The sequence below is a fragment of the Arthrobacter sp. StoSoilB20 genome, from assembly GCF_019977295.1.
GTDB lineage: Bacteria > Actinomycetota > Actinomycetes > Actinomycetales > Micrococcaceae > Arthrobacter > Arthrobacter nicotinovorans_A.
In genome coordinates, this window is sequence record NZ_AP024651.1 from 578,949 (window position 1) to 590,989 (window position 12,041).

Annotated in this window: 9 protein-coding genes; 2 read left to right on the forward strand and 7 right to left on the reverse strand. The window is 63.5% G+C overall.

Annotated elements, in window-relative coordinates:
* Window positions 1-52: 52 nt before the first annotated feature.
* Together LDN85_RS02805 and LDN85_RS02810 are read right to left on the reverse strand one after the other, a co-directional pair.
* Window positions 53-625 carry a cyclophilin-like fold protein gene (locus LDN85_RS02805; RefSeq protein WP_223944529.1) on the reverse strand — a complete coding sequence of 191 codons (573 nt, stop codon included), beginning with the start codon at window positions 623-625 and terminating at the stop codon, window positions 53-55.
* Window positions 622-1,818 (reverse strand): MFS transporter, encoded by a 1,197-nt coding sequence (locus LDN85_RS02810; protein WP_223944530.1) that lies wholly within the window; start codon window positions 1,816-1,818, stop codon window positions 622-624. The genes LDN85_RS02805 and LDN85_RS02810 overlap by 4 nt, the downstream gene beginning before the upstream one ends.
* A 146-nt stretch (window positions 1,819-1,964) precedes the next feature.
* Here LDN85_RS02810 and LDN85_RS02815 point away from each other — a divergent pair, with 146 nt between their 5' ends.
* A complete protein-coding gene (locus LDN85_RS02815; RefSeq protein ID WP_223944531.1) occupies window positions 1,965-3,371 on the forward strand; it encodes an HNH endonuclease signature motif containing protein in 1,407 nt (468 codons plus the stop codon).
* Window positions 3,372-3,384: 13 nt separating this feature from the next.
* Here the strand turns inward: LDN85_RS02815 and LDN85_RS02820 are convergent, their stop codons facing one another.
* Together LDN85_RS02820 and LDN85_RS02825 are read right to left on the reverse strand one after the other, a co-directional pair.
* A complete protein-coding gene (locus LDN85_RS02820) occupies window positions 3,385-3,894 on the reverse strand; it encodes a MarR family transcriptional regulator (protein ID WP_026542267.1) in 510 nt (169 codons plus the stop codon).
* A gap of 36 nt (window positions 3,895-3,930) precedes the next feature.
* Window positions 3,931-5,649 (reverse strand): AMP-binding protein, encoded by a 1,719-nt coding sequence (locus tag LDN85_RS02825; RefSeq protein ID WP_223944532.1) that lies wholly within the window; start codon window positions 5,647-5,649, stop codon window positions 3,931-3,933.
* Window positions 5,650-5,783: 134 nt separating this feature from the next.
* Here LDN85_RS02825 and LDN85_RS02830 point away from each other — a divergent pair, with 134 nt between their 5' ends.
* Window positions 5,784-7,001, forward strand: coding sequence for an acyl-CoA dehydrogenase family protein (locus LDN85_RS02830; protein WP_223944533.1), 1,218 nt, complete (start codon window positions 5,784-5,786; stop codon window positions 6,999-7,001).
* 106 nt (window positions 7,002-7,107) lie between these two features.
* Here LDN85_RS02830 and LDN85_RS02835 read toward each other — a convergent pair whose 3' ends face one another.
* The 3 genes from LDN85_RS02835 to LDN85_RS02845 form a co-directional block, all read right to left on the reverse strand.
* Window positions 7,108-8,727, reverse strand: a complete 1,620-nt coding sequence (locus LDN85_RS02835) for an APC family permease (protein ID WP_223944534.1) — start codon at window positions 8,725-8,727, stop codon at window positions 7,108-7,110.
* 145 nt (window positions 8,728-8,872) lie between these two features.
* Window positions 8,873-10,528 carry a GMC oxidoreductase gene (locus LDN85_RS02840; protein ID WP_223944535.1) on the reverse strand — a complete coding sequence of 552 codons (1,656 nt, stop codon included), beginning with the start codon at window positions 10,526-10,528 and terminating at the stop codon, window positions 8,873-8,875.
* Window positions 10,529-12,040: an aldehyde dehydrogenase family protein gene (locus LDN85_RS02845; RefSeq protein WP_223944536.1), complete on the reverse strand. Its 1,512-nt coding sequence runs from the start codon at window positions 12,038-12,040 to the stop codon at window positions 10,529-10,531.
* Between the last annotated feature and the right edge of the window lies 1 nt (window position 12,041).

Below are 12,041 nucleotides of genomic sequence, written 5' to 3' on the forward strand. Positions count from 1 at the left end.
CGACGGCGGTGCTGCCGCCCCGCGCTGCTGCAGGCTGCGGTGCCTGCGAGGGTCAGCGCACGACTTCCACGTGCACTTCCTGGCCCTCAAAACGCGCGAGCTCTTGCGGGGTGGCGTCGTAGCGTCCCAGGTGCACGGTTTGGTCCGAGAATTCGATGCCCGATGCGTTGTAGTAGAAACCCAGGTTTCCCCAAGGGATGAAGTAGATGAGGTCGCCGTCCCCGGGGTCGGATCCGGGTGAGCCTTCGTGGCGGAGAGGCCTGGGCAGGTCGGCGATCTTCTCCCGGCCGGCGAACTCTTCCATGGTGAGGGTGAGGGGCAGCATGCTCAGGAAGTCCCGGGTGGCGGGGCTGTCCTCGTCGATGGTCACATTCAGTGTTTCTGAATGGGTGCTGAAGCGGACCACGGTACCTGCCACGCTGTCCACGGCGGTGGTGGGTGACTTCCAGGGTCCTGATGTCCCTGCGGTGGTGGCTGTTTCCCGGGGTCGTGCTGTCCCATCGTCTGGTCGCGGAGCTGGCCCGTCCTTTGGTGCCGGGCTGCAACCGGGCAGTGCCAGAAGCAGGGCAAGGGCAAATGTAACCGTTATTGCCGGCACCTGCAGCCCAGGAATGGAGCGCCTCATGCCGAATCACCTGCCTTTCGATCCTTGAGCATCAGCAAGGTAAGGGGCACTAAGTACAGTGCGGCGATCACTGTTCCCACCACCACAGGACCTGTGACACCAAGCGCCGACTCCAAGGCGTAACCAGCGATCCACGAGCCCACTGCCGTACCGAAGTTGAATGCTGAGGTGCTCAACGCCGACGCCAAAGTCGGTGCGTTGCCTGCATAACCAACGGCTTTGCTGATCAGGATCGGATTGGTAGCCATGCCGAAAAGCCCCAGCAGGAAGATCAGCACCACGGTGACCAGCGCGTAGCGGGAGAACAGTGCAAGGGCACCCAGCACCAGGAATGTCATGCCGGCCGGGATGAAGAGCGCCGGATAGGGGTGGCGGGCGCCGAAGCGGCCTCCCAAATTCGAGCCTATGAACGCCCCGACGCCGTAGGCCACCAGCACCAATGGCACCACGGTAGCGGCAAGTCCGGTATTTACCGTCAGCAGGGGAGCGATGAAGCTGTAAGCGGCCAAGGACGATCCGCACACGATTGCGCAGCCTGCCAGGACAAGCCAGACCCGGGCATCACGCATGCTGGCAAGCTCGGCCCGCACTGACGGAGCAGCGCCGGATTCCGGGGTGACCGGGACCAGCCGGTACACCACACCGGAGGCCGCCAGCGCGAGGACAGCCAACGCCCAAAACGGCCCCCGCCAGCCCACCACCTGCCCGGCAAACGATCCAAGGGGTACACCCACCACGTTGGCGAGCATGCCGCCGCCGAGGACAACGCCCAGCGCCCGGGACGCTGAAGCCGCACCCGCCGCTTTGGCACCCACGACGGCGGCTACCGCCCAGAATGCGCCAGTCGCCAAAGCAGTGAGGAAACGTGCGCCAAGAATGAGCGTGAAATCGGAGGTTAGCGCCACAATGACGTGGCCCACGGCGAAGACCACCAGTGCCAAGCTCAGGGTCAGGCGGCGCGGCAGCTTCAAGGTCAGGATGGACATGGTGGGTGTTCCCACGATCATCCCCACCGCGAAGACCGTGATCATGAGGCCCGCATCGGCTACGGACGTGCCAAGATCAGTGGCGATCTCCGGCAGGATGCCCGCAACAATGAACTCGGTGGTTCCCATCAGGAACACGCCCGCCGCCAGAACGTAGGTCACTAGGGGCAAGCGCCGGGTCTTGGTACTGGGGAGAGTTGTGGTCATGACTCCAGAACATCAGGTTTTCTAAGCGGGAGGGAGTCCCGCTTAAGGGAGGTCCTCCGAGGGACTCCCTCACCTCGGGCCACTGAATTGGGCTCCGCCTGGATCACCGACGTTATTTTGTCGGTGCCTGCTGCCAGAGTTAGGGCATGGAGCGAATTGGGGAGAATCGAGCGGCCGCCGGGGTGGCGGGTCCGCTTGCTGCTGCCACGCCCGCCCACTCTCTGGGCGGAGTTCCGCCCAGCCCAGTTCAGCCCGACACTGCACCCGCCACCACCGTTAGCAGTGACCTGATTGAACAGTTACGGGTCCTGGAGGAGATGAAGTCTGCCATCTCGGCTTTGCAGGCGCGGATAGCCGTGGCCTTTGATCTCACCCAGCGTGCCGAGCAAGCCGAGGCAGGCGTCCCTGCGGCCGAGCGTGGACAAGGCGTGGGAGCCCAGGTTGCGTTGGCACGGCGCGAGTCACCGAACCGTGGGTCGCGTCTCCTGGGCTTGGCAAAAGCCCTTGTCACCGAGATGCCCCGCACCTTGGCGGCCCTGAAATCGGGGAACTTGAATGAATGGCGCGCCACGCTTCTTGTTAAGGAGACGGCCTGCCTGTCTGTCGAGGACCGTTGTGCGGTGGACGAGGAGCTCGCCCCCGATACCGGGACCTTTGACGGCAAGGGCGATAAAGCGATCATTGCCGCCGCGAAAGCTGCCGCATATCGACGGGATCCGCGGTCAGTGGTCGGGCGGGCCAGCCGTGCTGCGGCCGAGCGGACCGTCAGCCTCCGACCAGCCCCGGACACTATGACATACCTGACGGCCTTGCTTCCGGTAGCCCAGGGCGTAGCGGTCTACGCCGCATTGACTCGAGCGGCTGATTCTGCCCGTTCCAGTGGGGATACCCGGGGTCGGGGCCAGTTCATGGCCGACACCCTCACCGCACGCATTACGGGCACCCCGGGCGGGATTTCGGGGATCAACCTGGACCTCGTCATGACTGACCGCACCCTTTTCCAAGGCGACAGCGAACCAGCCCGGCTCAAGGGCTACGGAATCGTCCCCGCTGAATGGGGAAGGGAACTGCTCGCGTTGGGGCAAGCCTCAGCAGCCGTGGGTCAGGCGGGCGCGAACCCAGCCTCTAGAGCAGGGCAAGCCGCACCTCTGGGTCCCGCGGCAGGGCTGAACGCAGAGTTCACCGTATGGCTTCGTCGGCTCTACACCGCGCCGGGCACAGGGGAACTGCTCGCTACCGATTCCAAGGCCCGGCTCTTCACGGGTGGGCTTCGGCGCTTCATTGAAACCCGCGACGATAGTTGCCGGACTCCTTATTGCGATGCGCCCATACGGCATATTGACCATGTGGTTCCGTGGCGTTCCGGAGGAGGGACCAGCCTGGCTAACGGCGCCGGTCTATGCGAAGCGTGCAACCACACCAAGGAAAACGCCGGTTGGAGCACCAAGGTCATGCCCGGGGACGTTCACGCCCTGGAAATCAGCACCCCTACCGGTCACACATACCAATCAAAGGCTCCACCACTGCCCGGCCACCATCCCTCCAGAACGTAGACAGGCGTAAGCCCTATTCCTCGGTGAAATCTCCGGCGTCCCTCCGGAAGCTGCCCAGCACGCGGATGAGGTGGTCCACGTCGTCGGGCCCGAATCCCGACTGTCCGAAGACCTCGGCGTTGAGGGCCGCCGTCGCTTTTTTGGCGAGCGTTCGGCCTTCAGGAGTGAGCTCGATCAGGGTGGTGCGCCCATCGGTGGGGTGCGGTGACCGGGCAACCAGGGCTGCCTTTTCCAAGCGGTCGACGGCGTTGGTCACCGAGGTGGGATGCACCTGCAGGAGCGCGCTGGCTTTGTTCATGGGCAGCGCGCCGCTACGGGCGAAACTCAGGAGTGCGAGCAGTTCGTAGCGTGCAAAGGTCAGCCCGAACGGCTTAAGGACCGTCTCAATACGCGCAAGCAGGATCTGCTGGGTCCGCATGATGGCGGTAATGGCGGCCATGGGCGCGGCGACATCACCCCAGCCATGCCGTTCCCAGTTGCGTTGGGCATCGGCGATGGGGTCGCGGGGGAGTGGCGTGCCCATGGGCCTCCTTTGTTTGCTTGCTTGGCCTACTGTTGGCTAGTCTTTCAGATTCGGGAACTCTTCCTCGGTGTATTCCACGCCCAAACCAGCGGGCAATGGACCATCGCCATGCCGGGCGACTTCCGTCCCGCGCAGTTCAACACGCCTGATCTTGCCCGAAATGGTCTTGGGCAGCTCGCCGAACTCCAGGCGGCGGATGCGCTTGAACGGTGCCAGATGCTCGCGGCAGTACTTCAAAATGTCCTCCGCAACAGCCGGTCCGGCTTCATATCCGGCGGCCAACACCACAAAGGCCTTAGGCACCGACAGCTTCACGGCATCTGGTGAAGGCACGACGGCGGCCTCCGCCACTGCGGGGTGTTCGATCAGGACGCTCTCGAGTTCAAAAGGCGACAAACGGTAATCGGAGGACTTGAAGACATCGTCATCCCGGCCGACGTAGGTGATGACGCCGTCGGAATCACGGCTCGCCATGTCCCCGGTGTGATAGTAGCCATCGCGGAAGGCCTCGGCCGTTTTGGCTTCGTCGCCGAAGTAGCTTTTCATGAGTCCCACGGGCCGGGGGTCCAAGCGCAAGCAGAGTTCGCCGTCGTCGGCTTCCTGTCCGGTGAGCAGGTCCACCAGAACGACGTCGTACCCTGGCAGCGGCCGTCCCATGGAGCCGATCTTCACCGGCTGGGCAGGGGTGTTGGCGATCTGGACGGTGGATTCAGTCTGGCCGAAGCCGTCGCGGATGGTGACGCCCCAGGCTTCCTCCACTTGGCCGATGACCTCGGCGTTGAGCGGTTCGCCGGCCGAAACCACTTTTGACGGCGGGCTGGTGAGCTGCGTGAGGTCGGCCTGGATGAGCATGCGCCACACTGTGGGCGGGGCGCAGAAGCTGGTGACTCCTTCCCGGCCCATCTGGTCCATCAGTGCGGCGGCGTCGAAGCGCTGGTAGTTGTAGATGAAGACGGTAGCCTCGGCGATCCAGGGGGTGAAGACGTTGGACCAGGCGTGCTTGGCCCAGCCGGGCGAGGCGACGTTGAGGTGGACGTCGCCGGGTTCCAGGCCGATCCAGTACATGGTGGACAGGTGGCCCACGGGGTAGGAGGTGTGGGTGTGCTCCACCAGTTTGGCCCGGGAGGTGGTGCCGGACGTGAAGTAGAGCAGGAGGGTCTCGTCGGCTTTGGTGGGGGCGTCGGGCGTAAAGTCCGTGCCGGCGTCGTTCGAGTCTGAGTACTGCATGGCGTCCGCATTGGCGCGCTCGGAACCGACCTCAATCAGGGTGTATTTACCCTCGACGTCGGCAAACTTGCCGATGTTGGCGCTTCCTACGGTCACCCAGGCAGCCCCTCCACGCTCCACGCGGTCCTGGAGATCGCGGGCGCCCATGAGGGTGGTGGTGGGGATCATGACGATACCCAGCTTGATGCCGGCGAGCATGAGTTCCCAGAGTTCCACCTGATTGCCGAGCATGATGATCATGTGGTCGCCACGCTGGACGCCTTGGCCGCGCAGCCAGTTGGCCACTTGTGAAGACCTGCGCGAGAGGTCCTTGAAAGTGCGGCGGATGGAGCTGCCGTCCTGTTCCACGATCACCAGGGCCGGCTGTTCGCCCCGGGCCGGGTCCGCCGCGATGTGATCGAACCAGTCGAGGGCGAAGTTGAACGCCTCAAAGCGGGGCCATTGGAACCCGGCGTGCGCCTGCTTGTAGTCCTCGCGTAGTTCCAGCAGCCGGTCGCGGGCCGCACGGAAGTCTTCTGTGACTGTCATAGTCCGCCTTTCGCCTTCGGGTAATGCCGGCACCCTTGCCTCAGCACCCCGCCTAGTGATCCACATCACCTTGCAATATACTAGGACATCCAAGGGTTTGGAAGAGCCTGCGCGGGACATGACGAAGGGGTCAAATGCTCGATCACAAAGCTGCCGGCACCGTTACCAGCGGTGCGGCACCAGAACACGTCCTGCCTCCTTATCCGGAGGCGGACTTAATGCACGTCCTGGACCTGCTGCCCCCGGACGAGCGTGCGCGCTACCTCGAGATCAGGGAGTTCCTGCAAACGCGGATCCGTGCTGCGAGCATCGAGTACTGGAACCGGGAGGAGTTCCCGTTCGGGCTGTTGGCCGACATGGCCAAGTTCGGGCTGGGCGGGTTGCAAACTGATGGGTCCTCCAAGCTGTTCAAAGGCCTTATGTACACCGAAGTGGCCCGGGCTGACGTCTCGCTTTCGGCATTGGTGGGCATCCACAATGAGCTGATCGTGGGCATGATCGACGAACTCGGTTCGCCTGAGCAGAAGCGAAAGTGGCTGCCGGGGTTGGAGGCATTTACCCAACTGGGCGCCTTCGCCCTGACCGAACCGGACCACGGTTCGGACATCGCCGGAGGACTCTCGACGACGGCGCGGCGCGACGGCGGCGAATGGGTCATCAACGGTGCCAAGCGCTGGATCGGGGCAGGGACGATTGCCGACTTCGCGTTGGTCTGGGCCCGTGACGAATCCGACGGACACATCAAAGGCTTCATTGTGGAGAGCGACCGCCCCGGATACTCCGCCACCAAGATCTCCCACAAAATCGGCCTGCGCATCATGCAAAATGCTGACATCGTGTTGGACAAGGTCCGCATCCCCGTGGAAAACCTCCTGCCGGGGGCCACCGAGTTCTCGCGGGCCAATGAACTCCTGCGTGATTCCCGGGCTTGGGTGGGATGGCAAGCGGCAGGAATCCAGCTGGCGGCCTTCGATATTGCCCGTTCCTACGCTCTGGAACGCAAACAGTTCGGCAAGGAGCTGGCCCGTTTCCAGTTGGTGCAGCAGCAGCTGGCAGACATCCTGGGCAATGCCAACGCCTCACTGTCCATGATGGTGGAGCTCGCGCGGATCCAGCAGGCAGGGAAGCTCGAAATGGTGCAGGCAGCAATGTGCAAAGCCACCACTACCCGGCTGGCCCGGTCATCCGTGGCCATGGGCAGGTCGCTGTTGGGCGGGAACGGGATCACCACGGACTATGAGATGGCCAAGCTCTTTGGCGACGCCGAGATCCTCTACACCTATGAGGGCAGCTACGAGATCAACTCGATGATCGTGGCCCGTGCAGTGACGGGGAAGTCTGCGTTCGTCTAGACGCGGCGATTCGTCTAGAGACGCCGGTTCAGTTGAAACGAAAGGAGTATCCCTTCGCCGGATCAATATAGGCGAGGGGATGCTCCATGGTTGGGGGATGGGCTGACTAGGAGTTCTGTGCCGCCACCAACGCCGGATCGGCGTCCGGGTCTGTGCTCGGATCAGCCTCCGGACCCGCGCCGGATGGTGCAGCGACGGCGGCGTGCTCGGCCAGGACTCCGGTCTTGTGCCGGATGCGGAGACGGTAGAGGAGCGTTCCGCCAATGATGACTGTGCCGACGAAGATCACGCCACCCCATTGCAGGTACCACTCGAACGGCGGCACGGAGTTGTAGATTTCGGGCCGTGGCCACACCAGGTTCAGCGTCATGGCGCCTCCCCACAGCACGGCCAGGATGTTCACGGGCAGCCCCCATTTGCCCAGGCTGAATCCCGGTTCCGATCCGTCGTCCTTCAAGGGCCACTTCTTCAGGAAGCGCCGCCGCAGCAGGGGCACCGTCACCAGCAGGTATGACAGGTAGATCAGGACAATGCTGATGCTGGAGAGAATGGTGAAGATAGCCGGCTGGGAGATGTTCACGATCAAGGGAATGACGGCCACTATGCCGATGACGATCGCAGCCACTGTGGGGGTCTTCCGGGTGGGGTGCACCTTGCTGAGCTGACGGCTGAAGGGAAGGTTGTTGTCCCTGGCCATGGCAAACATCATTCGGATGGCAGCTGCGTGGACGGCCAGGGTGCAGACCACCACGGCCACAACGATGCACGCCAGGAAAGCCTTGCCGAACGGGCCACCGAGCACCGACAACACGATGTACTGCAGACCGCCGTCAGCGGCTCCAAGCTTGGGATCGGAAAGATCCGGCGCCGCCAGGATTCCGCCCAGGAGAAGCAGCCCTCCCAAAAGGAATGACGCCGTAACCGCACGCAGGATCGCTTTGGGAGCGGTGCGTTTGGGGTCTTTGGTTTCTTCTCCCAGGGAGCTGGCGGTATCGAAGCCGTACATGACATACCCGGATGCCATGGCGGCAATGAGGAAGACCCCGAAGAACCCCAGCGGATGATCTTCGCCGAAGCCGGCGGTATCGAGGAGGACTTCCGGCCCTCGGACCGAGTGCCAAATGAGCGCAATGATGAGCAGGACGGCCGCCACCAGCTCCACGAACACGCCAACACTGTTGATCATGGTCATGAGCTTCACGCCGAACGCGTTGATAAGGGTGGAAATGCCGATCATGATGCTCGCCAGGATCACCCCGTTGACGGCAAAGTCGTAGGGACCCGTGCCATCGCCCACCAGCTGGAAGCCGTCCCAGATCTGGGGCAACGTGATCTGGAGGGCCAAGGCAACCGAACCCAGGGCCATGATGGAGGAAAGCAGCAGCAGCCATCCCGCCAGCCAAGCCCACGCTCCTGTCGAAAGCCTCTTCGCCCAGTTGTAGACCGATCCGGCCACCGGATAACGCCCGGCCAATTCCGCAAAACACAAAGCCACCATCAATTGGCCAACGAAGACAATGGGCCACGACCACGCATAGGCGGGTCCCGCCGTCGAAAATCCGAAGTAAAACAGTTGAAAAACGCCGGTGAGGATGGAGATGTAACTGACGCCGGCGGCGAAACTGGCAAACTTGCCGATGCTGCGGTCCAGGGTCTGGGCATAGCCAAACTCGTCCATACCGCTCGCATCGCTCTTGCAGGGTCCTGATTTGCTGGGTTCTGACATTCGAACTCCTAGTTCAGACATGCATGAATGGTGATAGCCCGCGGCCGTCATTGGACGCGGTGTATATCAAAAGCCGGGCACCACGGTGTGCCAACGGCTGTTTCCCCCATTTTTTGTTGCGTGGGTCTAAAAGCAGGGTCCCTGTTCAGGCGAGGGACAAGCTGAAGCCGGCTTCCGCCGTCGTGGTTTCCTCCGTCCCGTGGGCCCGGAGGAGGTCGGCCTTGATGAAATCAGCGCAGCGCTCGCCGATCATCATCACGGTGATATTGGGGTTTACGGTGACGTGCTCCGGCATGACGGAGGCATCGGCCACACGCAGCCCGGTGACGCCCTTGACCCTCAGCTCAGGATCCAGCGGCGACATATCGTCCTCCACCGGCCCCATGCGCACGGTGCCTACGGGGTGGTACACAGTGTTGTGGGTTTTGCGGATGTAGTCCTGCAGTTCCTCGTCGCTCTGGGCTTCGATGCCGGGGGAGAGCTCCCGTCCGGTCCATTCAGCCATGGCAGGTTGCGCGGCGATTTCCCGCGCCTTGCGGATGCCCGCGACCATCACTCGCATGTCGTGGCCCTCGGTATCGGTGAAGTACCGGGGATCCACCATGGGCTTGTCGCGGAAGTCCCGGCTGCGGAGCCGGACCGTTCCACGGGAACGTGCGTGAGTGACGTTGGGAGTGAGACTGAAGCCGTTCTCCGTAGTGGGATAGCCGTAGCGCAGGGTGTTCATGTCGAACGGGACCGAACCGTAATGCATCATGAGGTCCGGGCGGTCCAGGCCATCTTCGGTGGGAGTGAAGATACCGATCTCCCACCACTGGGTGGAGGTCCGGACCATGGGCTGCTTGGCCTCGAACTGCACCACGCCTTCCGGGTGGTCCTGCAGGTGCTCGCCGACACCCGGTGAGTCCACCAACACCTCAATGCCATGCGCCGCCAGGTGGGCGGCCGGGCCGATGCCGGAAAGCATGAGCAGCTTGGGGGAGTCGATGGCGCCGGTGGACAGGATGACTTCGCGATGTGCGTCCAGCCTGTGCGTCCGGCCGAACGCCGAATCGACGACATCGACGCCGGTGCAGCGCTTATCCGCGTCGAATACCAGTTGGCGGGCGCGCAGGCCGGTCAGCAGCGTGAAGTTCTCACGCTCCATGATGGGGTGGATGTAGGAGACGGAACTGGAGGACCGGGTGCCGTCCGAACGTCGGTTGATCTGGAAGAAGTTGGCGCCGTTGATCACGGTGGTGCCGTCATTGAACTTTGCGCGGGGGATGCCGGTCTGCTCACAGGCGTTAAGGAGCGCGACACCGGCGGGATCGTTCGGGGGAACGTTCATCAAATGCACGGGACCGGAATCGCCATGGTGGGGAGCGTCCGGACCGGCGTCTTCGTTGCTTTCCAGGCGCTGGTAGACAGGCCAGGCAGCAGCAGCGTTCCAGCCGGTAGCGCCGTATTTCGACTCCCATTCATCCAGGTCTTCGCGGGGAGCCCAGAACGCGATGCAGGAGTTGTGGCTGGAGCAGCCACCCATCACCTTGGCGCGGGCATGGCGCATGAAGGAGTTGCCGTTTTCCTGCGGTTCCACGGGGTAGTCCCAGTCGTAGCCGGATTCCAGCAGTTCCATCCAGCGGTCCAACTGCAGGATCTCCGGCAGGTTCCGGTCATCCGGGCCGGCTTCCACCAGCGCCACGGTGACGGCAGGATCTTCGCTCAGCCGGGCGGCAACGGCAGCTCCAGCGGATCCTCCGCCGATGACCACGTAATCGAACCCGCGCTCGCTGAGGTTCTCAATGTTGTCCACGTGCATTTAGTTCTCCTTGCCGTGATCTGCGAACCAGCCGGTCACCTGGGGGTTGGTGTTCTGGTAGATGTGCTTGGCTTCCTGGTATTCGCCCAGTCCGGTGGGGCCGAGTTCACGGCCGACGCCGGACTGGCCGAAGCCACCCCACTCGGCCTGCGGAAGGTAGGGGTGGTAGTCGTTGATCCAGACCGTGCCATGCCGCAAACGGCCCGCTACCCGCTGGGCTTTGCCGGCATCCTGGGTCCACACGGCGCCCGCGAGCCCGTAGATGGTGTCGTTCGCTGTAGCTACGGCTTCGTCTTCCGTGCGGAAGGTTTCCACCGTTACCACCGGGCCAAAGGCTTCGTCGATGACTACCGACATTCCCCGTTGGACGCGGTCCAGGACGGTGGGCTGGTAGTAGAAGCCGGCGTCGAACTTTTCGCCTTCCGGGGCCGCGCCGCCGCACCGCAGCCGCGCGCCTTCGGCCACGCCGCGCTGGACGTAGGCGTCCACCTTCTCCCGATGCGCAGCGGAAATCAGCGGACCGGTTTCGGCGGACTCATCGAAAGGACCGCCGAGGCGGATGTCCTTGGCCTTGCGGACAAGTTCATCAACGAAGCGCCCGGCGATGGATTCCTCCACCACCAGCCGTGCCCCCGCGGAGCAGACCTGACCGGAATGTACAAAGGCGCCATTCAGCGCATTGTCGACGGCGGCGTCGAAGTCAGCGTCAGCGAACACCACGTTGGGGTTCTTGCCGCCAAGTTCCAGCGCCACCTTTTTCACGGTGCCCGCTGCGGCAGCCGCGATGCGCTTGCCGGTTTCCAGGCCGCCGGTGAAGGAAACCAGGTCGATGTCGGGGTGATCGGACAGCGGTGCGCCCGCTTGCGGACCGGGGCCGGTCACCAGGTTGGCGACGCCGTTCGGCAGGCCGAGATCCTGGAGCAACTGCATGGCGAGGATTGCGGTGGAGGTGGTCAGTTCGGCAGGCTTCAGGATGAAGGTGCAGCCGGCGGCCAGTGCGGGTGCGATCTTCCAGGCGGCCTGCAGCAGCGGGTAGTTCCATGGTGTGATCAGGCCGCACACGCCCACGGGTTCGTAAACGATTTTGCTCACGACGGCGGGGTCCCCGGCGTCCACTACGCGGCCCGCTGACTGCCCGGCGAGGCGTCCGAAGTATTCGAAGCAGGCAGCGATGTCGTCCATGTCGATGCGGCTCTCGATGATCCGCTTGCCGGTGTCCAGCGATTCGGCGCGGGCGAACTTCTCCCGGCGTTCGCGCAGTTCAGCGGCGACCTTGAGCAGGAACGCACCCCTTTCGGGGGCAGGAACGTCCGACCAGACGCCGGAATCGAAGGCTGCCCGGGCGGCGGAAATGGCACGCTCGGTGTCCTCGCGGCCTGCCTCGGACACTGTGGCGACCAGTTCGCCGTCGGCCGGGTTGTGAATCGCGCGCACCGCGCCGGAAGCGGCCGGTTCCCACGCGCCGTTGATGAAAAGCGTGGAGGCGGAATCGGAAAATGTGGCTTGGGTCATA

Excerpts from the sequence above, each read along its gene's own strand:
- LDN85_RS02815 (WP_223944531.1), top strand. The coding sequence starts at position 1,965 with ATGGAGCGAATTGGGGAGAATCGAGCGGCCGCCGGGGTGGCGGGTCCG.
- LDN85_RS02810 (WP_223944530.1), bottom strand. The coding sequence starts at position 1,818 with ATGACCACAACTCTCCCCAGTACCAAGACCCGGCGCTTGCCCCTAGTG.
- LDN85_RS02840 (WP_223944535.1), bottom strand. The coding sequence starts at position 10,528 with ATGCACGTGGACAACATTGAGAACCTCAGCGAGCGCGGGTTCGATTAC.
- LDN85_RS02830 (WP_223944533.1), top strand. The coding sequence starts at position 5,784 with ATGCTCGATCACAAAGCTGCCGGCACCGTTACCAGCGGTGCGGCACCA.
- LDN85_RS02805 (WP_223944529.1), bottom strand. The coding sequence starts at position 625 with ATGAGGCGCTCCATTCCTGGGCTGCAGGTGCCGGCAATAACGGTTACA.
- LDN85_RS02835 (WP_223944534.1), bottom strand. The coding sequence starts at position 8,727 with ATGTCAGAACCCAGCAAATCAGGACCCTGCAAGAGCGATGCGAGCGGT.
- LDN85_RS02825 (WP_223944532.1), bottom strand. The coding sequence starts at position 5,649 with ATGACAGTCACAGAAGACTTCCGTGCGGCCCGCGACCGGCTGCTGGAA.
- LDN85_RS02820 (WP_026542267.1), bottom strand. The coding sequence starts at position 3,894 with ATGGGCACGCCACTCCCCCGCGACCCCATCGCCGATGCCCAACGCAAC.
- LDN85_RS02845 (WP_223944536.1), bottom strand. The coding sequence starts at position 12,040 with ATGACCCAAGCCACATTTTCCGATTCCGCCTCCACGCTTTTCATCAAC.